General features: G+C 73.9%; 17 protein-coding genes. 7 read left to right on the top strand and 10 right to left on the bottom strand.

The genetic code is table 11. The features are described from left to right. Positions 1-76: 76 nt before the first annotated feature. From ACP7TJ_RS06985 to ACP7TJ_RS06960, 6 genes are all read left to right on the top strand, one after another. On the top strand, positions 77-2,539 hold the full coding sequence (locus tag ACP7TJ_RS06985) for a phospholipase D-like domain-containing protein (protein WP_367491446.1): 2,463 nt from the start codon (positions 77-79) through the stop codon (positions 2,537-2,539). A 202-nt stretch (positions 2,540-2,741) separates the two neighbouring features. Then, positions 2,742-3,590 carry an ABC transporter substrate-binding protein gene (locus tag ACP7TJ_RS06980; RefSeq protein ID WP_093767622.1) on the top strand — a complete coding sequence of 283 codons (849 nt, stop codon included), beginning with the start codon at positions 2,742-2,744 and terminating at the stop codon, positions 3,588-3,590. Positions 3,591-3,594: 4 nt separating this feature from the next. Further along, the gene (locus ACP7TJ_RS06975) at positions 3,595-4,431 is read left to right on the top strand and encodes an amino acid ABC transporter permease (RefSeq protein ID WP_193459981.1); all 837 of its coding nucleotides are present in this window, start codon (positions 3,595-3,597) and stop codon (positions 4,429-4,431) included. Further along, positions 4,428-5,219, top strand: coding sequence for an amino acid ABC transporter ATP-binding protein (locus ACP7TJ_RS06970; RefSeq protein ID WP_266396093.1), 792 nt, complete (start codon positions 4,428-4,430; stop codon positions 5,217-5,219). Before ACP7TJ_RS06975 ends, ACP7TJ_RS06970 begins: the two co-directional genes overlap by 4 nt. A gap of 21 nt (positions 5,220-5,240) precedes the next feature. Next, positions 5,241-6,332, top strand: coding sequence for an amidohydrolase family protein (locus ACP7TJ_RS06965; protein WP_093767625.1), 1,092 nt, complete (start codon positions 5,241-5,243; stop codon positions 6,330-6,332). Positions 6,333-6,511: 179 nt separating this feature from the next. Then, positions 6,512-7,444: an SCO1860 family LAETG-anchored protein gene (locus tag ACP7TJ_RS06960; protein ID WP_427762478.1), complete on the top strand. Its 933-nt coding sequence runs from the start codon at positions 6,512-6,514 to the stop codon at positions 7,442-7,444. Between the two features lie 301 nt (positions 7,445-7,745). Here the strand turns inward: ACP7TJ_RS06960 and cobC are convergent, their stop codons facing one another. The 6 genes from cobC to cobM are packed head-to-tail and all read right to left on the bottom strand — an operon-like array spanning position 7,746 to position 14,018. Next, a complete protein-coding gene (gene cobC / locus ACP7TJ_RS06955; protein WP_193459978.1) occupies positions 7,746-8,807 on the bottom strand; it encodes an Rv2231c family pyridoxal phosphate-dependent protein CobC in 1,062 nt (353 codons plus the stop codon). Next, positions 8,797-9,708: a sirohydrochlorin chelatase gene (locus ACP7TJ_RS06950; protein WP_266545208.1), complete on the bottom strand. Its 912-nt coding sequence runs from the start codon at positions 9,706-9,708 to the stop codon at positions 8,797-8,799. Before ACP7TJ_RS06950 ends, cobC begins: the two co-directional genes overlap by 11 nt. Next, positions 9,705-10,292 (bottom strand): precorrin-8X methylmutase, encoded by a 588-nt coding sequence (locus ACP7TJ_RS06945; RefSeq protein WP_404715158.1) that lies wholly within the window; start codon positions 10,290-10,292, stop codon positions 9,705-9,707. The genes ACP7TJ_RS06950 and ACP7TJ_RS06945 overlap by 4 nt, the downstream gene beginning before the upstream one ends. Further along, positions 10,289-11,971 (bottom strand): precorrin-3B C(17)-methyltransferase, encoded by a 1,683-nt coding sequence (gene cobJ / locus ACP7TJ_RS06940; protein WP_189911629.1) that lies wholly within the window; start codon positions 11,969-11,971, stop codon positions 10,289-10,291. Before cobJ ends, ACP7TJ_RS06945 begins: the two co-directional genes overlap by 4 nt. After that, on the bottom strand, positions 11,968-13,203 hold the full coding sequence (gene cbiE, locus ACP7TJ_RS06935; RefSeq protein WP_367496028.1) for a precorrin-6y C5,15-methyltransferase (decarboxylating) subunit CbiE: 1,236 nt from the start codon (positions 13,201-13,203) through the stop codon (positions 11,968-11,970). Before cbiE ends, cobJ begins: the two co-directional genes overlap by 4 nt. Further along, positions 13,200-14,018 carry a precorrin-4 C(11)-methyltransferase gene (gene cobM / locus ACP7TJ_RS06930; RefSeq protein WP_093767632.1) on the bottom strand — a complete coding sequence of 273 codons (819 nt, stop codon included), beginning with the start codon at positions 14,016-14,018 and terminating at the stop codon, positions 13,200-13,202. The genes cbiE and cobM overlap by 4 nt, the downstream gene beginning before the upstream one ends. Positions 14,019-14,114: 96 nt before the next feature. On the opposite strand from cobM, the gene ACP7TJ_RS06925 reads away from it, so the two are divergent. Further along, complete coding sequence (locus ACP7TJ_RS06925) at positions 14,115-14,843, top strand: ZIP family metal transporter (RefSeq protein ID WP_093767686.1); 729 nt, start codon at positions 14,115-14,117, stop codon at positions 14,841-14,843. A 17-nt stretch (positions 14,844-14,860) separates the two neighbouring features. Here the strand turns inward: ACP7TJ_RS06925 and cobI are convergent, their stop codons facing one another. The 4 genes from cobI to ACP7TJ_RS06905 are packed head-to-tail and all read right to left on the bottom strand — an operon-like array spanning position 14,861 to position 19,645. Further along, positions 14,861-15,592, bottom strand: a complete 732-nt coding sequence (gene cobI, locus ACP7TJ_RS06920) for a precorrin-2 C(20)-methyltransferase (RefSeq protein WP_093767687.1) — start codon at positions 15,590-15,592, stop codon at positions 14,861-14,863. Continuing rightward, a complete protein-coding gene (locus ACP7TJ_RS06915; protein WP_370163312.1) occupies positions 15,589-17,052 on the bottom strand; it encodes a cobyrinate a,c-diamide synthase in 1,464 nt (487 codons plus the stop codon). The genes cobI and ACP7TJ_RS06915 overlap by 4 nt, the downstream gene beginning before the upstream one ends. Continuing rightward, a complete protein-coding gene (cobO, locus tag ACP7TJ_RS06910) occupies positions 17,046-17,654 on the bottom strand; it encodes a cob(I)yrinic acid a,c-diamide adenosyltransferase (protein ID WP_093767633.1) in 609 nt (202 codons plus the stop codon). Before cobO ends, ACP7TJ_RS06915 begins: the two co-directional genes overlap by 7 nt. After that, positions 17,654-19,645, bottom strand: coding sequence for a putative cobaltochelatase (locus ACP7TJ_RS06905; RefSeq protein ID WP_427762472.1), 1,992 nt, complete (start codon positions 19,643-19,645; stop codon positions 17,654-17,656). The genes cobO and ACP7TJ_RS06905 overlap by 1 nt, the downstream gene beginning before the upstream one ends. Between the last annotated feature and the right edge of the window lie 146 nt (positions 19,646-19,791).

The raw sequence follows: 19,791 nt of genomic DNA, 5'->3' as shown, positions 1-19,791 counted from the left end.
ACCGCTTTGATCTTGGACGCCGGATGACTAGCCTGACGCCCCAGCTCCAGGACATCGATCTCGAGAAAGCGCTCACGTGCGAAGACGAATACGGCTCGCCGGCTCCCTCGCCCTGCCCGCCCTGCTGGGCCTCTCCCTGCTGGCCCCCACCACCGCCCAGGCCGCGGACGTCACGTCCGGCGACTACAAGGCGGTGTTCAACTACACCAAGCCGGGCAGCACCACGCTCGACCACTCGATCCTCAACGACCTCGCCGGTCTGGTCGACCGGGCGGCACCGGGCTCCACCGTCTACATGGGGATGTACTGGTTCGGGCTCGCCGAGCTGAAGGCCAAGATGCTCGAGGCGCAGGACCGCGGGGTCACCCTCCGCATGGTCTCGGAGAAGCGCAACGAGCCCAGCAGCACCCCGTTCACCGCCGCCGAGCTGAAGAACGGCTCCACCTGGACGTGGTGCACCAACAGCTGTCTCGGCAACGGCCCCGACGACGTCAACGCCATCAACCACGACAAGTACTTCGTCTTCACCGCCCTGGACGACGGGCGGAAGAACGTGGTCTGGCAGAGCTCGCAGAACATCGCCCTCTCCCAGTCCGGCGAACTGAACAACGCGCTGGTGGTCTCCGGCAACGCGACGCTCGCCGCGCGGTACATCGCGCACTTCCAGGACCAGGTCAAGCACGCCGGCGACAGCCTGCACACCACGTACGACCACACGACGAGCGACCCGGACGCCCCGGTGGAGGCGTTCTTCTTCCCGCGCGACACCTCGTCCGACGCCTCGCACTACGGCAACGCCGACATCGTCGCCTCCTTCATCGACGACGTCGACTGCGCCCGCGACGGCCGCATCCGGATCTCCGCGGCCGAGCTCGACGAGCGCAGCTCGCGGCCCGCGATCTACACCGCGCTGGCGGCCAAGAGGGCGGCCGGGTGCGCCGTCGAGATCAACGGCCGGGACCTGAGCGACCCCAACGGCGACGGCGACAACGCCGGGGTCAACGAGCTCACCGGCCTGGACATCCCCGTGTACGCCAACCGCCCCGGCGGCTGCCGCTACTCGGCCATCACCTGCAACCGCGGCACCACCCACTCCAAGTACCTGCTCACCGAGTGGCAGAAGGCCGACGGCACCCAGGTCCGGCATGTCTTCACCGGCTCGCACAACTGGACCAAGGGCGCGCTCCAGCGCAACGACGAGACGCTGCTGAGGATCGACGACCCGGGGATCTACCAGGCGTACGTCGACAACTTCAACGCGGTGCGCCAGGGCACGTACGACATCGACGCCACCGTCTACGGCTCCACCGCCCAGCACTACTCGCGGGTCAACACCAAGGCCGAGGGGGACCAGCACTACAGCGCGGTCGCCTCCGGCGGCACCGCCTCGGCCACCTGGACCGCGGTGGTCTACGAGGAGGGCGACCGCCACGACTCCTCGGACTCCGAGCTCGGCACCGACGTGTACCTCCGCATGTACAAGGACGGCGTGCCGCTGTGGAGCGAGAAGAAGCTCAGCACCAGCGGCACCAACGCCACCTGGTCCCACCAGAAGCCCGACGTGGGCGTCGACGCGAACGGCAACGCGGTCGTCGTGTGGACCGCCGACGAGGACGGCAACAAGTACGGTGACATCGCCGTGCGCAAGGTCGCCCCGGACGGAACCGTGACCACGCTGCCGCGTCCGCACGCCTCGGGCGACGGCGACCAGCTCCGCCCGACCGTCGCCGTCGCCCCGGACGGCTCCTACGCGGTGGCGTGGGAGTCCACGGCCGACGGGTCCACCCTCAACCAGGTGCACGCCGCGAGCTGGTCCGGGACCGGCGCCCTGCGCTACCAGGACGTGCAGGTCAGCACCATCAACGCCGGCGCCGCCGGCTCCAACCGCCGCCCGGACGTGGCCGTCGACGACTCCGGCCGGGCGACGGTCGTGTGGGAGGAGGACGCCGACGGCAACGGCGGGCTCAACATCGGCCTGGCCACGCTGAACACCTCGGGCGGCTTCGCGGTGGCCCGCAAGGTCGCCAACACGCTCACCGACGGCCAGCAGACCCGGCCCGCGGTCGCGGTGACCGGCGACGGCCGGATCGTGGCCGCGTGGGCGGACGAGTACACCACCGGCAGCGGCACGGTGGTCCGCCAGGAGCGGGTGTACCACCGGACCTTCTCGGCGGCCGGCGCACCCGGCGGCGCCGAGGCGCGCACCACGCCGGACTCGACGGAGGTGCCGGGCGACCGGCCGATCGGCCCCCAGACCGACCCGGACGTGGCCGTCTCCGACGCCGGTGACTTCGTGGTGGCGTGGAAGGAGGCCTTCGTCGACGGCCTCGACGACGTGTGGGCCCGCGGCCACAACGCCGACGGCAGCACCACCGGACGTCTCCCGGCGCTGCGGATGAACGTCGTCTCGGGCGGCGGACAGGGTGGCCCCGCGGTCACCCTGGCGCCCGGCGGCCGGCTGTCCCTCACGTACTCGGACGACTACGACGGGAACCAGTTCAACGAGATGCGGCTGCGGGACGCCTTCGCCAACAGGTAGGCGCACGGCCTTCCGCGCACCCCGCCGTCCGACGGCCCGGACCGCTTGCCGCGGTCCGGGCCGTCGGCGTCCGGGCGGAGGAGCGGCCGGCGCGCGGGCGGACGATCGGAGGCCGAACGGCGTAATCCTCCTCCGATTGGTTTGAGGTCCTCAAACGTCTCCTTATAATCGGAACTTCTCGTTCGCTCACAGGAGGCCCCTCGTGCACACGTTTCTCGGCCGCAGGACCCGGGTCCTGGTTGCCGCCACCGCGACGGCCGGGATGACGCTCCTCGCCGCCTGCACGTCCACCGACGACGGAGGCGGCGGGTCCACGACCGCCGGCGGGGTCGAACTCGTCAAGGCGGGGCAGCTCACCACCTGCACCCACCTGCCCTACCCGCCGTTCCAGTCGGAGATCGACGGCAAGGTGCAGGGCTTCGACGTCGCCCTGATCGACCTGGTCGCCGACGACCTCGGTGTGAAGCAGCAGATCGTCGACACGCCGTTCGAGAACTTCAAGACCGGCGCCTTCCTCAACTCCGGCGAGTGCGACCTGGCCGCGGCCGGTATGACCATCACCGAGGAGCGTAAGAAGAACGTCGACTTCTCCGACCCGTACTTCAACGCCACGCAGGCCGTCCTCGTCGACAGGGACAGCGGCGTCGGCTCCCTCGCCGACGTGAAGGCGAAGAACGTCAAGCTGGGCGCCCAGGCGCAGACCACCGGCGAGGACTACGTCAAGGGCGAGGGCTTCGACCCGGTCTCCTTCGAGTCCTCCGACGCCGTCCTCAACGGCCTGCGCACCGGCCAGGTCAAGGCCGTCGTCATCGACTACCCCGTCGTCCAGGGCTGGCTGAAGGACAAGGCCAACGCCGACGCCTTCGAGGTCGCCGAGCAGATCGACACGGGCGAGCAGTACGGCTTCACGGTCAAGAAGGGCAACACCGCCCTGCGCGAGGCCGTGAACAAGGCGCTCGCGGACGCCAAGGCCGACGGCACGTACAAGAAGCTGTACGAGCAGTGGATCGGCCCGTACGACGAGTCCGCCGCCTCGCCGGCCGCCTCCTGACCTCATGGCCGACACGGAGAAGACGCCCCTCCAGCCCAGGCGGAAGGGCATGACCCGGCGGCAGAAGCGCAGCCTGTCGCGCGGCATCCAGTACGCCGTGTTCGTCGCGGCCGTGACCGCCTTCGGCGTCACGGCCGACTGGGGACGGCTGCAGAACCAGTTCGCGCAGGCCGAGATCGCCGAGCGGATGTTCCCCGAGGTCATCACGCTCGCGCTGAAGAACACCGTCCTCTACACGGTGACCGGCTTCGGCGTCGGGCTGGCGCTCGGCATGGTCCTCGCCCTGATGCGGCTGTCGTCCGTCGGCCCCTACCGCTGGCTGGCCGGCGTCTACATCGAGATCTTCCGCGGCCTGCCCGCCCTGCTGATCTTCATCTTCATCGGCGTCGCCGTCCCGCTCGCCTTCCCCGGCACGGAGATCATCGGCGGGACGTACGGCAAGGTCGCCCTCGCGCTCGGTCTGGTGGCCGCCGCCTACATGGCGGAGACCATCCGGGCCGGCATCCAGGCCGTGCCCAAGGGACAGATGGAGGCGGCCCGCTCGCTGGGCTTCTCGCCCGGCCGCGCCATGGTGTCGATCATCATCCCGCAGGCCTTCCGGATCATCCTGCCGCCGCTCACCAACGAGCTGGTCCTGCTGTTCAAGGACTCCTCGCTGGTGCTGTTCCTGGGCGTCACCCTGGAGGAGCGCGAGCTGTCCAAGTACGGCCGCGACCTGGCCAGCCAGACCGCCAACTCCACGCCCATCCTGGTGGCCGGCCTGTGCTACCTGCTGATCACCGTCCCGCTCGGCTTCGTCGTGCGCCGCATGGAGGCCAAGGCCCAGGAGGCCGTCAGATGAGCCGCCCCGAGATCCGCGTCAGCGGACTGCACAAGTCGTTCGGCGACAACCACGTGCTGCGCGGCATCGACCTGGAGATCGGCCAGGGCGAGGTGGTCTGCGTCATCGGCCCGTCCGGGTCCGGCAAGTCCACCCTCCTGCGCTGCGTGAACCTCCTGGAGGAGCCCAGCGAGGGCCAGGTCTTCGTCGGCGGCACCGAGCTGACCGACCCGGACGTCGACATCGACGCCGTACGTCGCCGTATCGGCATGGTGTTCCAGCAGTTCAACCTGTTCCCGCACCTGACCGTCACCGAGAACCTCACGCTGCCGCAGCGCCGCGTGCTGCGGCGCGGCAAGGCGGAGGCCGCGGAGGTCGCCGCGCGGAATCTGGAGCGGGTCGGCCTCGCCGAGAAGGCGGACGCCTACCCCTCCTCCCTCTCCGGCGGCCAGCAGCAGCGCGTCGCCATCGCCCGGGCGCTCGCCATGGGCCCCGAGGTGATGCTGTTCGACGAGCCCACCTCGGCGCTCGACCCCGAACTGGTCGGCGACGTGCTCGCGGTGATGCGGATGCTCGCCGACGAGGGCATGACGATGATGGTCGTCACCCACGAGATGACCTTCGCCCGTGAGGTCGCCGACCGTGTCGTCTTCATGGACGGCGGCGTGGTCGTCGAGGACGGCACCCCCGAGCGGGTCATCGGCGCGCCCCGGCACGAACGCACCCGCCACTTCCTGTCGCGGCTCCTCGACCCGGCCATGGCCGAGGTCGAGGAGGAGACGTCGGACCAGGTGGGGAAGTCCGGCTGAGGCACAACTAGGGTGCGGTGCATGAGCGAACGCGCGGTGCTGCACGTGAAGGGACGGATCCTCGCCGGGCCGGACGAGGTCCGGGACGAACTGTGGGTGGTCGGCGGGCGGATCTCGTACGACCGTCCGTCCGCCGCCCGTGACGTCCGGACCGTCGAGGGCTGGGTGCTGCCCGGGCTGGTCGACGCCCACTGCCATGTGGGTCTCGACCGGCACGGCGCCGTCCCCGAGGACGTCGCGGAGAAGCAGGCGCTCACCGACCGGGACGCCGGCGCGCTGCTGCTGCGGGACGCCGGCTCGCCCTCGGACACCCGCTGGATCGACGACCGCGAGGACCTCCCGAAGATCATCAGGGCCGGGCGGCACATCGCCCGCACCCGCCGCTACATCCGCAACTATGCCTGGGAGGTCGAGCCGGACGACCTCGTCGCGTACGTCGCCCAGGAGGCCCGGCGCGGCGACGGCTGGGTGAAGCTCGTCGGCGACTGGATCGACCGCGACCTGGGCGATCTGTCGGCCTGCTGGCCGCGCGGCGCGGTGGAGGCGGCCATCGCCGAGGCGCACCGGCTGGGCGCCCGCGTCACCGCCCACTGCTTCGCCGAGGACTCCCTGCGCGACCTGGTCGAAGCCGGCATCGACTGCGTCGAGCACGCCACCGGGCTCACCGACGAGACCATCCCGCTGTTCGCCGAGCGGGGCGTCGCGATCGTCCCCACCCTGGTCAACATCGCCACCTTCCCCGCGCTCGCGGACGGCGGCGAGAGCAAGTTCCCGCGCTGGTCCGCCCATATGCGCCGGCTCCACGAGCGCCGCTACGACACCGTCCGCTCCGCGTACGACGCCGGCATCCCCGTCTTCGTCGGCACCGACGCCGGCGGCACCCTCCCGCACGGGCTCGCCGCCGAGGAGGTGGCGGAACTGGCCAAGGCCGGCCTTCCGCCCGTCGAGGCCCTGGCCGCCGGCACCTGGAAGGCCAGGGAGTGGCTCGGCCGCCCCGGCCTGGAGGAGGGCGCCCCCGCCGATCTGGTGGTCTACGACGCCGACCCGCGCGCGGACCTCCGGGTGCTCACCGATCCGCGCCGGGTGGTGCTCGACGGGCGCGTCGTCGCGTAGGGACGCGCCCGCCGGTGGGACCCCGGAGGGTGACGGAGGGGAACAGCCGTACCCCTTAAATCGAAAACGCTCTCCGGTCTTCCCCGAAGGGGTGAAGAGTCTTCGGATCGCTGACGGGGCGGCGCGGGCGCGGACATTCTTTCCGGGTCCCAGTAAAGTCTCATGGGGGTCCCACCACCTTGTACACCATCAACGTCCGTACGCCTGCCCGCCGTTGGTCCGCTGCCGCCGTGGCCTGTGCGCTCACCGCGGGACCCGTCGCCCTCGCCGGCGCGGGGCCGGCGCACGCCACCGAGGGCCACGGCAGCGCGAGCGCCTCCGTGCTGCGCACCGATCTCAACGTGTCCCTGCTCAACAAGTCGGTGCAGGTCCCGCTCACCGTCTCCCTCAACGAGGTCGAGGCGCCGCGGACCGCGCGGAAGACGGCCCTCACCGCCACCCTCGACGGCGTCGAGGGGGGCAAGCCGTTCAGCGTGCTGCGCGCCGAGGTGGCCGACGCGGTCGCGACCGTCGAGGGGGAGCGGGCGGAGGCGTCCACCACCCTCGCCGACGTCCGCCTGCACGTCCCCGGACTGCCGCTGCTGTCGGTCGTCGAGCTCGAGGCGGTCGGTTCCAAGGCGGTCTGCGAGGCCGGCGAGACCCCGCATGCCTCGGTCACCCTGCCCGCCGCGGTCACCGTCCTCGGCAAGCGGGTCTCCCTGAGCGCCGGCGGCCCGACGAACGTCGAGGTGCCGGGGGTGGGCTCGGTCCGGCTCGACCTGTCCACGACCGGGACGACGTCGTCCACGGCCGCCGCCACCGCCCTGACGCTGGAGGTGTCCGTCAACCCGGCGAAGCTGAACGTGGCCGAGGTGGAGGGGCGCCTCACGCTGGCGACGTCGCGGTGCGAGACGCCGGCGGCGGCCGAGGAGGAGCCGTCGGAGGCCGCCGCCCCCGAGGCCCCCGAGAAGGCGGAACCCGCCGTCGAACCCCAGGGCGCCCGCGCCGCACAGGCCGACCTCGCCGAAACGGGCGGGGATTCGGCTACGCCATACGTGGCGGCGGGCGCGGTGGCGCTGCTGGCGGCTGGTGGGGGAGCGGTGTTGCTGTCGCGGCGGGGGCGCCGGAACTGACCTGAGCGGGGGTACGGGGGAGGCCCCCGCAGGCGGCGGGGGCGGGGCGCCCCTTCAGGGGCGCGGGGAACTGCGCGACCGGCCCGCGACGGGCCGCAGGCGGCGGCGCGGGTCCCATCGAGGCAGGCTGCAAGGTGCCGCCTGCGCCCACCCGTGCCGCCCCAGCGGCACGACTGCCCGCAGGCTGAGTGCGGCTGCCCGCAGGCGGCGGGGGCGGGGCGCCCCTTCAGGGGCGCGGGGAACTGCGCGACCGGTCACGGACCGCCCGTACCCGGCGCGGCGGCGGGCGCCCGTTCGGTGGTCAGGCGCCCAGTGCCTGGCCCAGCGCCCGCAGGAAGCCCTGCGTCGTCGCCCTGTCCCGTACCGCCAGGCGGAGCCACTCCTCGTCGAGGCCCGGGAACGTGTCGCCTCGGCGGGTTGCGTAGCCGAGGGAGCGCAACCGCTCCCGCACGTCCGCCGCGGCCGGGACGCGGACCAGGACGAAGGGGGCCTCGGCCGGTTCCACCACCCGCAGACCGTGGGACGCGAAGCCCCGCAGGCCTGCGATCACGTACGCGCGGTCCGCCGCGATGCCGCGCGCCGCCTCCTCCGCCTCCGCGAGCGCCGCAGGCGACACGCACGCCTCCGCCGCCGCCAGCGCCGGCGTCGACACCGGCCACAGCGGCTGCGCCCGCTCCAGCCGGGCGACGGTCTCCGAGTCTGCCAGCACGTACCCGATGCGCAGGCCCGCCAGGCCCCATGTCTTGGTCAGGCTGCGCAGCACCACGAGCCCCGGGACGTCCGTCCGCCCGGCCAGGGCCTCCCGCTCGCCCGGCACCGCGTCCATGAACGCCTCGTCGACCACGAGCGTGCGGCCCGGACGGGCCAGCCGCGCCAGTGCCTCCGCCGGGTGCAGCACCGACGTCGGGTTGGTCGGGTTGCCGATCACCACCAGGTCCGCGTCCTCCGGGACCGCCGCCGGGTCGAGGCGGAAGCCGTCGGCCTCCCGCAGCAGCACCCGGTCCACCGTGTGCCCCGCGTCCCGCAGCGCCGCCTCCGGCTCGGTGAACTGCGGGTGCACCACCACCGGCCGGGACACCTTCAGCGCCCGCGCCAGCAGCACGAACGCCTCCGCCGCGCCCGCTGTCAGCAGCACCCGCTCCACGGGCAGCCCGTGCCGCGCCGCCACCGCGGCCCGCGCGGCCCGCCCGTCCGGGTAGGCGGCGAGCCCCGCCAGCGACGCCGCGACGCGCTCCCGCAGCCACGCCGGGGGCGTGTCCGCGCGGACGTTCACCGCGAGGTCGACGAGCGCGCCGCCGTCGTCGCGGACCTCGGCGTCGCCGTGATGGCGCAGGTCGTGACCGGAGCCCGGCTCAGTGGGCATGACTGTGGGAATGCGCGTGACCATGCCCGTGATGATGGTGCCCGTCGTCGTCCGGATGGAAATGCGGCTGCTGCGGCAGCCCCACCTTGTCCTCGAAACCGGGCAGCGCGATCCGGTAGACGCAGGAGTCGCAGTTCATCCGCAGATCACCCTTCACGGCCTCCTCGTACCGCTCGAGGACGAGGTCCAGCAGCTCCGGCTCGGGGCCGATGACGTCCGCCGACCGCACCTCGGCGTCCGGGTGCGCCGCCGCCCACTCCTCCGTCTGCGTCCGCACCCGGTCCGGCAGGATCCCCGTGAACAGGAAGTACGGCAGCACGACGATCCGCCGCGCCCCCAGCCGGGCGCACCGGTCGAGGCCGCCCGGCACGTCCGGCTTCGCCAGCGACACGAACGCCGTCTCCACTCCCGCGTATCCGCGCCCCTCCCACAGCAGCCGGGCCGCCTTGAACACCTCGGCGTTGGCGTCCGGGTCCGTCGACCCGCGCCCCACCAGCAACACCGTCACCCCGGCGGGGTCCCAGGACGGGTCCACCGCCTCCGCGAGCCGCCGCTCCAGCACCCGCAACAGCGCGGGGTGCGGGCCCAGCGGCCGGCCGTACGTGTACGAGACCCCGGGGTGGCGTTCCTTCTCGCGGGCCAGGGCGGCCGGGATGTCGCCCTTGGCGTGCCCGGCGGACACCAGCATCAGCGGCACGGCCGCGAACCGCCGCACGCCCCGCTCCACCAGCTCGGCGACGGCCTCGCCCAGCGGCGGCGGGGACAGCTCGATGAAGCCGCCCGCGACGGGCAGGTCGGGCCGGCGGCGGCCCAGCTCCCGCACGAAGGCACGGAACGCCTCCGCTCCGGCGTCGTCCCGGGTGCCGTGGCCGGCGATGAGCAGGGCGGGCGGGGTGGTCACAGGGTCTCCTCGGTCGAAAGGGGGTGATACAGCAGGGCGTTGAGCGCGGCAGCGGCGACCGCCGACCCGCCCTTCTCGGACACGTTGCTCACAGCGGGCAGTCCGCTCTCCCGCAGCGCCGCCTTGGACTCGGCGGCGCCGACGAACCCGACGGGCAAACCGATCACGAGCGCGGGGGAGGCGTCCAGGGTCAGCAGCTCCTCCAGCGCGGTGGGCGCGCACCCGATCACCCACACGGCGCCGGGCCCGACCTCCTCGTACGCGAGCCGCACGGCGTGCGCGGACCGGGTGAGTCCCGGCCCGGACCGCGCGTCGCGCAGCCGGCACACGGTCTCGCGGCGGGTGATGCCGGCCGCGACCATCTCCACGTCCGCGACGACGGGCGCGCCCGCGTGCAGCGCGGCGTGCGCCCGCCCCAGCTCGGCCTCGTCCATGACGAGGTCCGTGGCGTACTCCAGATCGGCGGAGGAGTGCACGACGCGCTCCACCACCGCCCGGGTCAGCGGCGGGAAACGGGACGTGTCGAGGCGGGCGCGCAGCCGCCGGAACGACTCCTGCTCGATGGGGTGGACCACACGGTTCACCGGGTCTCCTCCTGCCAGCGGTAGCCGCGCGGGGTGACCATGCGCCCCGCGATCTCCCGGGTCGCCGTGTTGCCCACGGTCACGACCGTCATCATGTCGACCGTCGCCGGGTCCAGCGCGGCCAGCGTGGTCAGCCGCACCGACTCGTCCGCGCGGGACGCGTTCCGCACGACCCCGACGGGGGTGGCGGGCGCGCGGTGCCCGGCGAGCACGGCGAGCGCCTTCGGCAGCTGCCAGTCGCGGCCCCGGCTGCGCGGGTTGTAGAACGTCACCACCAGGTCCGCCTCGGCCGCCGCCCGCACCCGCCGCTCGATGACCTCCCACGGCGTGTGCAGGTCGGACAGGCTGATCGACACGTGGTCGTGGCCCAGCGGAGCCCCGAGCAGCGCGCCCGCGGCGAGCGCCGCCGTCACCCCCGGCACGCCGACCACGTCGATGTCGTCGGACGCCTCCGCGAGCGCCGGGGACGCCATCGCGTACACCCCCGCGTCACCGCTGCCGATCAGCGCGACCGCCTGCCCGCGCCGGGCCTCCGCGACGGCCGTACGCGCCCGTTCCTCCTCCGCGCCGAGCCCCGACTCCAGCACACGGGTGCCGGGCCGCAGCAGGTCGCGGATCTGGTCGACGTACTGGTCCAGACCCACCAGCACGGACGCGCGGCGCAGTTCGTCCCGCGCCCGCTCGGTGAGCAGGTCCCGCGCGCCGGGCCCGAGCCCGACCACCGCGAGCCGCCCCCGGCCCGGACGCCGCACGACGGCGCACGTCGCCATGGCGGGGGAGCCCGCCGACTTCCGCTTGGGCACGAGGAGTTCACCCCCGCCGACGAGCGCGGCCGCCTCCGCCACGGACGGCGTGCCGACGGCGGCGAGCGGAGCGTCCGACGGGTTGGGCACCGCGACCCGCGCCAGCGCCTCGGCCGCGTGCGTCACCAGCGGCACGCCGAGCCGCCGGGCGGCCTCCACGATCCCCGGCTCTCCGGCCTTGGCGTCCACGGTGGCCAGCTCGGCCACGGACGCCACCGACAGCCCCGCCTCCCGCAGCGCGTCCTCGACGAGCCCGAGCACCTCCTCGACGGGGGCGCCCTTCGACGCGCCCACCCCGACGACGAGCGTCGGCGGCCGCAACACCGCCTCCCCGTCGGCCGGTTCGAGCAGCCGGTCCGTCACCCGGACCGTGTACGCGCCCTCGCCGGCGACCGGCAGCGGCGGCAACGGCCAGGCCACCTCGGCGCGCAGCGCCACCGCCTCCCCGTCCAGCAGCGCCCGCGACACGGCCGCGACATCGCCCTCCACCGGCAGGCCCAGCGTGTCGAGCCCCGGCAGCCCCACCGCGTCCGTCGCGGTCGTCACCACCGGCTCGGCGCCCAGCACCTCGCCGACCTCGCGGGCGAGCTCGTTCGCGCCGCCGCCGTGCCCGCCGAGCAGCGACACCGCGAACCGGCCGGCCTCGTCCACGCACACCACGCCCGGATCGTCGGTCTTGCCCGCGAGCAGCGGCGCCACCAGCCGCACCACCGCCCCGGTGGCGAGGAAACACACCAGCCGGTCGCACTCGGCGAACGCGGCCCGTACCGCGTCCGCCACCGGACCGCCGTACACGCGCGTGCGGTCCGGCCAGGCGGCGGCCAGCCGGTCCCGCGCCGCCGCGCCCGCCGCCGTGGCGGAGATGAGGCCGATCACTCGCAGACTCCTTCACTGTGCGCCGGGGGCCGGACGCCCCACAGCAGGAAAACCGGATTGGTGGCCGCGAGCCGGGTCACGTCCCCCGGCAGCGGCGCCAGCCGCGACGACTGCAACAGCACACCGTCACAGACCAGGCCCGCGCCGGTCAGCGCCGCCCGCGCGGCCGGAACGCGGTCGAGCGCGGCCATCGCGACGACGACCGTCCGCCGCGCCCGGCGCGCGCACGCGCCGACGACCGCCGGCAGCTCCCGGCCCCCGCCGCCGACGAACACGGCGTCCGGATCGTCGCCCAGCCCGTCCAGCGCCCCCGGCGCCTCCCCGTGCACCACCCGTACGCCGACACCGTGCGCGGCGGCGTTGGCGCGCACCCGCTCCACACCGTCCGCGTCACGCTCCACGGCCACGGCGGCCGCGCCGAGCCGCGCGCACTCCACGGCCACCGACCCGGACCCCGCGCCGACGTCCCACACCAGGTCGCCGGGGCGCGGACCCAGCCGGGCCAGCGCCAGCGCCCGCACCTCGAACTTGGTGATCATCGAGTCCCGGTGCGCGAACTCCGCCTCCGGAAGCGCCCATCCGGCCGGGCGCTCCCCGAGCCCCGCGACCGTACGCACCGGCCCCAGCGCCCGCTCCTCGTCCAGGCACAGCACCACGCTCACCGCAGGCCCCCAGTCCCGGCCGGCCGCCTCCTCGGGCGTCACCCGCTCCACCGACTCCCCGGCCGCCCCCAGTGCGGACGCGACGACCAGCACCCGCCGCTCACCGCGCAGCGCCGCCCCCAGCTCGGCCGGCCCGGCGCCGGGCCCGGTCAGCACGGCGACCTTCGGATGCGCCCGGCACATGTTCACCGCCGTGCGCGCGTCCCGGCCGTGCGCGCTGACCACCACGGCGTCGTCCCACGGCAGCCCGGCCCGCGCGAACGCGGCGGCGACGGACGACACCCCCGGCCGCACATCGAGCCGGTCGGCGCCGAACCGCTCGGCCAGCGCCCGCACGATCCCGAAGAACCCGGGATCGCCCGACGCCAGCACCACCACCGGCCGCTCCTCGGCCACATACGAGGCGACGGTGTCGAGGGCGGGCGCCAGCGGCCCCAGCACGACCCGCTCGGCCCCCTCCGGCAGCTTCACGGCGTCCAGATGCCGCCGCCCCCCGACCACGAGCGCGGCCCCCTCGGCCACCTGCGCGTCGACCGGCGCACCCGTGCCCGTCCCGACCACGGTGATCATGTGCTGGCCCCCCGCTCCCGCAGCTCCCTGCGGGCCCGCGGGTCGGCCTTGCGGAAGCCGTGGAAGTGCCCCGGGTGGTACAGGTGCGAGCGGGTCCCCCGGGCGTCGAGGGCGGGACCGACCAGGAACAGCGTGTGCTTCCACAGCTTGTGCTCCTTGACCGTCTCCTCCAGCGTGCCGATCGTGCACCGCACCACCAGCTCCTCCGGCCAGGTCGCCTGGTACGCCACCACGACCGGCGTGGACGTCGGATAGCCGCCCTCCAGCAGCTCCCGCACCAGCTGCCCGCTGCGCGCCGCCGACAGGAACACCGCCATCGTGGTGCCGTGCCGCGCGAACTCCCGGACCTCCTCACCGGGCGGCATCGGCGTCTTCCCGCCGCCCAGCCGGGTGAGGATCACCGACTGCGCCACCTCGGGGATCGTCAGCTCCCGCCCCGCGAGCGCCGCCACCGCCGAGAAGGACGACACCCCCGGCACGATTTCCGTGGCGATGCCCAGCTCCGTGCACCGGTCGAACTGCTCCTGGGTGCCGCCCCACAGCGCGGGGTCACCCGAGTGGATCCGCGCGACCTTCAGCCCTTCGTCACGGGCCCTCGCGTAGACGGACACCACGTCCTCCAGCGACATCGTCGCCGAGTCGAGGATCTCCGCGTCCTCCCGCGCGTGCTCCAGGACCTCGGCCTGGACCAGGCTGGCGGCCCAGATCACCACGTCCGCCTCGGCGATGGCCCGCGCGCCGCGGAACGTCAGCAGATCGGCGGCGCCGGGACCGGCCCCGACGAAGGTCACCTTGCCGGTGGAGGCGTCGGCCATGGAAACAGGTCCTTTTCTGGATGCGATCGGAAGTCGAAGAGGGCTGAGCGGCTGTCACGCGTGCGCGAGCGACCGCTGATCGGATACGAAGAGCACATGGCGGTCCTCGTCGCGCTGGGCGCGTTCCTGATGACGCTGGCCGGCGGCTGGTCGGCGCACCGTGTGACCGACCGCCGCCACCTGGTGCTGGGCCTGGCCGGCGGACTGATGCTGGGCGCGGTCGGCCTGGAACTCCTCCCGGAGTCCCTGGAGGCCGTCGGCACCGAGCTGTACGGCGTGCCGGTGGCGCTGCTCCTCTTCGTCACCGGCTTCCTGCTGGCCCACCTGGTGGAACGCCTGCTCGCCCACCGGCAGGCCGCGCACGGCGCGGGCGAGAACCACGGCCGCACCCCCGAGGTGGGTCTCACCGCGGCGGCGGCGATGGTCGGGCACAGCGCGATGGACGGCGTGGCGATCGGCGCCGCCTTCCAGGTCGGCGGCGGCATGGGCGCCGCCGTCGCGGTCGCCGTGATCGCCCACGACTTCGCGGACGGCTTCAACACGTACACGCTCGCCCACGCCTACGGCAACGCCCGCCGCCGCGCCCTCGCGATGCTGTGGGCGGACGCCGTGGCGCCGGTCGCGGGCGCCGCCTCCACGCTGTTCTTCACGATCCCGGAGCCGCTGCTCGGCGGCTACCTCGGTCTGTTCGGCGGCGCGCTGCTGTACCTCGCGGCGGCCGAGATCCTGCCCGAGGCCCATCACGCCCACCCGGCCCGCTCCACCCTGGTGTGCACGGTCGCCGGGGTGCTGTTCATCTGGCTGGTCGTGGGCGCCGCCCACTGACCGCCCGCCGGTCCGCCTCACAGCTTCCCGCCCCGCCCGCCCCCGCGCCGGGGCGGCGCGATGAGCGTCGACAGATACGGCAACGGCCGCCCGTCCATCTCCGCCGCCGACCGCACGGACTCCTCCGGCAGCCCCAGCGCCGACCCCCACACCGCGTCGTCGAGCCGCCCGGTCTCCCGCAGCGCCTCGGCGACCTCACCGGCCTGCCGCCCGAACTTGTACGCGACGACGGTGCCCGGCCCGGCCAGCGCCTCCTTCAGCACGGCACTCCCCGCGGTGACCGGAACCAGCGTCAACGGCTCGGTCCCCTCGGTCAGCACGGCCCCCGACCGGGCCGCGAGATCCTGCATGGCGGTGATCCCGGGCACGGTCTCCACGACCACGCCCGGCACCAGCTCGCCGACGGTCTGCGCGAGATAGGTGAAGGTCGAATAGACGTTGGGATCCCCGATGGTCGCGAACGCCACGGAGCGGCGCTCCCGCAGCATCCCGGCGACCCGCTCACCGGCCGCGTCCCAGGCGGCTTCCCGCCGCGCCCGGTCGGTCCGCTCGTTCAGCGCGAACACCACCCGGACCACCTTCTCGGCGGCCACGTAGTGCAGCACGGTCGCCTCGGCCCGCCCGCGCTCACCCGTGTCCATCACGGGCACGACGACGACATCGGCGGCCCGCAGCGCGTTGACCCCCTTGACGGTCACCAGCTCAGGGTCCCCGGGCCCGACGCCCACCCCGACCAGCCTGCTGCTCATGACGTCCGGCACCTCTCCACGAACCGACGGGCGACACCGGGCGCCGACGCCCAGTGGGTGTGCAGATAACTGGCGTGCACGCCGCCTTCGACGAACCCCTCGACCCGCCGCTCGGGCACGCGCACCCCCCACGCGGGAGAGGCCCCGGCCCCCGGCTCGACGACCGTCCGATGGAACTCGTGCCCCCGCATCCGCGTCCCGGCGGCGGCCAGCACGCTGTCGCCGACGGCCACGGCGTCCCGGTACCCGAGCGTCAGCCGCTCCGACATCCGGGCGGAGGCGTCCAGCACGCCGCACATGGGCATCCCGTCCAGCTCCCGGCACAGATACAGCAGCCCGGCACACTCGGCGGCGACGGGCGCCCCGCGCGCGGCGAGTTCGGCGATCTGCTTCCGCAGAGCCTCGTTGGCGGACAGTTCGGAGGCGTACACCTCGGGGAACCCACCCCCGATGACGACCCCCGAAGCCCCCTCGGGCAACTCCTCGTCGCGGAGGGGATCGAAGGTGACGACATCGGCGCCGGCAGCGGTCAGCAGTTCGGCATGCTCGGCATAGGAAAAGGTGAACGCGGCCCCACCGGCAAGGGCGACGACCGGCACGGCCGGCCCGTCCGGCGCTTGAGGACGAGGCCCGCCAGGGCCGACAGGGGGGTCTGGGGGCGCAGCCCCCAGGGACGGGAAGGGAAGGGGCGGCGGGGGCGAAGAAAGGAGGGCGTCCCCCGGATCCCAGGCCGCACCCGCCAGGGGCCCCGCACTGCACGCGAGGGCGACAAGACCACCGAGGTCACATCCCTCAGCGACCTGCGCGCCCATCGCATCCACGGCGGCAACGGCGTCAGCCGCCCGCTCAGCCACAGGCACCAACCCCAGATGCCGAGACGGAGTCTCCACCCGCGCGGCCCGCCGCAACACCCCCATCACAGGAACCCCGGTCGCCTCCAACGCCTCCCGCAGCAACCCCTCATGCCGCTCCGACCCCACCTTGTTGAGAATCACCCCCCCGACCCGGACCTCAGGGTCGAAGCTCACAAACCCATGCACCAACGCCGCCACCGACCGAGCCTGCGCCGACGCGTCGACCACCAGCACCACCGGCGCCCGCAGCAACTTCGCCACCTGCGCGGTGGACGCCAGCTCCCCCTCCCCGGCCGCCCCGTCGAACAGCCCCATCACGCCCTCGACCACGGCGATGTCACACCCCCGCGCGCCGTGCGCGAACAACGGAGCCACCAGCTCGGCCCCGCACAGGTACGCGTCGAGGTTGCGCCCCACCCGCCCCGTGGCGAGCGCGTGATACCCGGGATCGATGTAGTCAGGCCCCACCTTGTGCGGCGACACGGCCATCCCGCGCGCGGACAGCGCGGCCATCAACCCCGTGGCCACGGTGGTCTTCCCGCTCCCCGACGAGGGCGCGGCGATGACCAGCCGGGGAACGGAGCCGACGGCGGTCCCCGTCACCACTCGATCCCCCTCTGGCCCTTCTGACCGACGTCCATCGGATGCTTCACCTTGGACATGTCGGTGACCAGATCGGCGAAGTCCACCAGCTCCGCGGGCGCGTTACGCCCCGTGATCACCACATGCTGCGTCCCCGGCCGGTCCCGCAGCACGGACACCACCTCGGCGGTGTCCACCCACCCCCAGTGCATCGGGTAGGCGAACTCGTCCAGCACGTACAGCCGGTACGTCTCGGCGGCCAGGTCCCGCTTGACCTGCTCCCAGCCCTCACGGGCCTTCTCCTCGTTGCTGAGGTTGTCCCCCTGCAGTTCGCGCTGCACCCAGGACCAGCCCTCGCCCATCTTGTGCCAGGCGACGGACCCGCCCTCTCCGGAGTCACCGAGCACGCGCAGCGCCCGCTCCTCGCCGACCTTCCACTTCGCCGACTTGACGAACTGGAACACCCCGATCGGCCACCCCTGGTTCCAGGCGCGCAACGCCAGCCCGAACGCGGCCGTCGACTTGCCCTTGCCGACCCCGGTGTGCACCACCACCAGCGGCCGATTACGACGCTGACGGGTCGTCAAGCCATCGTCCGGCACGACACTCGGCTGTCCCTTCGGCATTACGCGGCCCTCCTCTGCACGTCCTTCACCAGTCCGGCGATCGAGTCGGCCCGCAGCTCGTCCAGCGTCACGGCGGTCCCGCCCAGCTCACCGGCGAGCTGCCCGGCAAGCCCCAGCCGCACCGGCCCCGACTCGCAGTCCACGACCACCGAGGCGATCCCCTCCGCCGCGAACAGCCGCGCCGCACGCGACGCCAGCGCGACCGGCTCGGGACCACCCGTGGCCCGCCCGTCCGTCACCACCACGACCAGCGCCCGCCGCGCGGGGTCCCGCAGCCGCTCCACGCGCAGGACGTCGTGCGCCTTGAGCAGCCCCGCCGCCAGCGGCGTCCGCCCGCCCGTCGGCAGCGACTCCAGCCGGGCCGCCGCCGCGTCCACCGACGAGGTGGGCGGCAGCGCGACCTCGGCCGCCGACCCCCGGAAGGTCACGAGTCCCACCTTGTCCCGCCGTTGGTAGGCGTCGAGCAGCAGCGACAGCACGGCGCCCTTCACGGCGCTCATCCGCTGCCGCGCGGCCATGGACCCGGAGGCGTCCACGACGAACAGCACGAGGTTGCCCTCGCGGCCCTCCCTGGTCGCCTGCCGCAGATCGTCCCGGCGCACGACGAGCCCACGCCCCGAGCGTCCTCGCGCCCGCTGATGCGGAGCCGCGGCCCGCACGGTCGCCGCGAGATGCAGCTTGGTCAGCGCACCCTCCGGGCGGCGCGCGCCCGTCGTCCGCCCGTGCTCGGTCCGGGCCCGCGACCGCCGCCCGGCGGCCCCCTCACCGATGCCGGGGACGCTCAGCACCCTCGTCCGGAACGGATCGGCGGCACCCACCGGTGCCCGCTCGCCGGAGCCGGCCCCGGCGGGCTGCGGCTCCCCGGACTCCTCGGCCTCGGCCGGCGCCCCCGCGTCACCACCGCCCTCCGGACCGCCCTCGGGCGGCTGCCCGCCGCCCCCGTCCGGCCCGTCCGGGTCGGTGCCGGGATCGTCGTCGCCTCCGGACTCCTCCAGCATCTCGTCCAGCTTGTCCTCGTCTAGCCCCGGCGCGTCGAAGGGATTGCGCCGCCGCCGGTGGGGGAGGGCCAGCAGCGCCGCCTGCCGCACATCCTCGGCGAGTACGTCCGTCCGCCCCGCCCAGGCCGCCAGCGCGGTCGCCGTACGCGCCATCACGATGTCGGCCCGCATCCCGTCGACCTCAAATGCACTGCACACCGTAGCGATCTGCCGCAGCGCAGAGTCACCGAGGCGCACCCGCGGCAACAACGTGCGTGCGGCGACGATCCGTTGCCGTACGGCGGTCTCCTCGTCGCCCCAAGAGGCGGCGAAGGCAGCCGGATCGTCGTCGTACGCCAGACGCCGTCGGACGACCTCCACCCGCTGGTCGGGCTCGCGGGAGGCGGCCACCTCGACGGTCAGCCCGAACCGGTCTAGCAACTGGGGCCGCAGTTCGCCTTCCTCGGGATTCATGGTCCCGACGAGCAGAAAGCGGGCGGCATGCCGTACGGAGACACCCTCGCGCTCGACGTACGAGGCGCCCATGGCGGCAGCGTCGAGCAACAGGTCGACCAAGTGGTCGTGCAACAAGTTGACTTCGTCGACGTAGAGGATTCCCCGGTGCGCGGCGGCCAGCAGTCCCGGCTCGAACGCCTTCACGCCCTCGGCCAGCGCCCGTTCGATGTCGAGTGCGCCGACCAGCCGGTCCTCGGAGGCGCCTACGGGCAGCTCCACCATCCGCGCGGGACGGGACGTACCGCCGCCCCCGCCCTCGTGCGGTCCGTCAGGGCACCCCGGGGCGGGCGAGGCCGGGTCGCAGGAGAACCGGCACCCCGGCACCACCGCGACCTCGGGCAGCAGCGAGGTCAGCGCACGCACGGCGGTGCTCTTCGCGGTGCCCTTCTCGCCGCGCACCAGGACACCGCCGACGGACGGTGACACCGCGTTCAGCAGCAGCGCGAGCCGCAGGTCGTCCTGGCCCACGACGGCGGTGAACGGGTAGGGCGTGCTCACGCGACGATCACTCCTTCAGTTGACGTGAGGCGGCGCGCTGCGCGTCCGACCCGCAAGTCCGGCATGGTGGACACGTGCTCCCCGCCGACGCGGGGGTGTTCCGAACGTCGACACTCGGGATCACGAGCTGGTCGACTGCTCCCCGC

Source organism: Streptomyces sp. DSM 41931 (assembly GCF_050271085.1).
GTDB lineage: Bacteria > Actinomycetota > Actinomycetes > Streptomycetales > Streptomycetaceae > Streptomyces > Streptomyces albogriseolus.
The sequence above is the reverse complement of the archived record's forward strand: the minus strand, read 5'-3'. Positions and strand labels throughout refer to the sequence as shown.

Excerpts from the sequence above, each read along its gene's own strand:
- ACP7TJ_RS06965 (WP_093767625.1), top strand. The coding sequence starts at position 5,241 with ATGAGCGAACGCGCGGTGCTGCACGTGAAGGGACGGATCCTCGCCGGG.
- cobI (WP_093767687.1), bottom strand. The coding sequence starts at position 15,592 with ATGAGCAGCAGGCTGGTCGGGGTGGGCGTCGGGCCCGGGGACCCTGAG.
- ACP7TJ_RS06975 (WP_193459981.1), top strand. The coding sequence starts at position 3,595 with ATGGCCGACACGGAGAAGACGCCCCTCCAGCCCAGGCGGAAGGGCATG.
- cbiE (WP_367496028.1), bottom strand. The coding sequence starts at position 13,203 with ATGATCACCGTGGTCGGGACGGGCACGGGTGCGCCGGTCGACGCGCAG.
- cobO (WP_093767633.1), bottom strand. The coding sequence starts at position 17,654 with ATGCCGAAGGGACAGCCGAGTGTCGTGCCGGACGATGGCTTGACGACC.
- cobM (WP_093767632.1), bottom strand. The coding sequence starts at position 14,018 with ATGGCCGACGCCTCCACCGGCAAGGTGACCTTCGTCGGGGCCGGTCCC.
- ACP7TJ_RS06970 (WP_266396093.1), top strand. The coding sequence starts at position 4,428 with ATGAGCCGCCCCGAGATCCGCGTCAGCGGACTGCACAAGTCGTTCGGC.
- ACP7TJ_RS06925 (WP_093767686.1), top strand. The coding sequence starts at position 14,115 with ATGGCGGTCCTCGTCGCGCTGGGCGCGTTCCTGATGACGCTGGCCGGC.
- cobC (WP_193459978.1), bottom strand. The coding sequence starts at position 8,807 with ATGCCCACTGAGCCGGGCTCCGGTCACGACCTGCGCCATCACGGCGAC.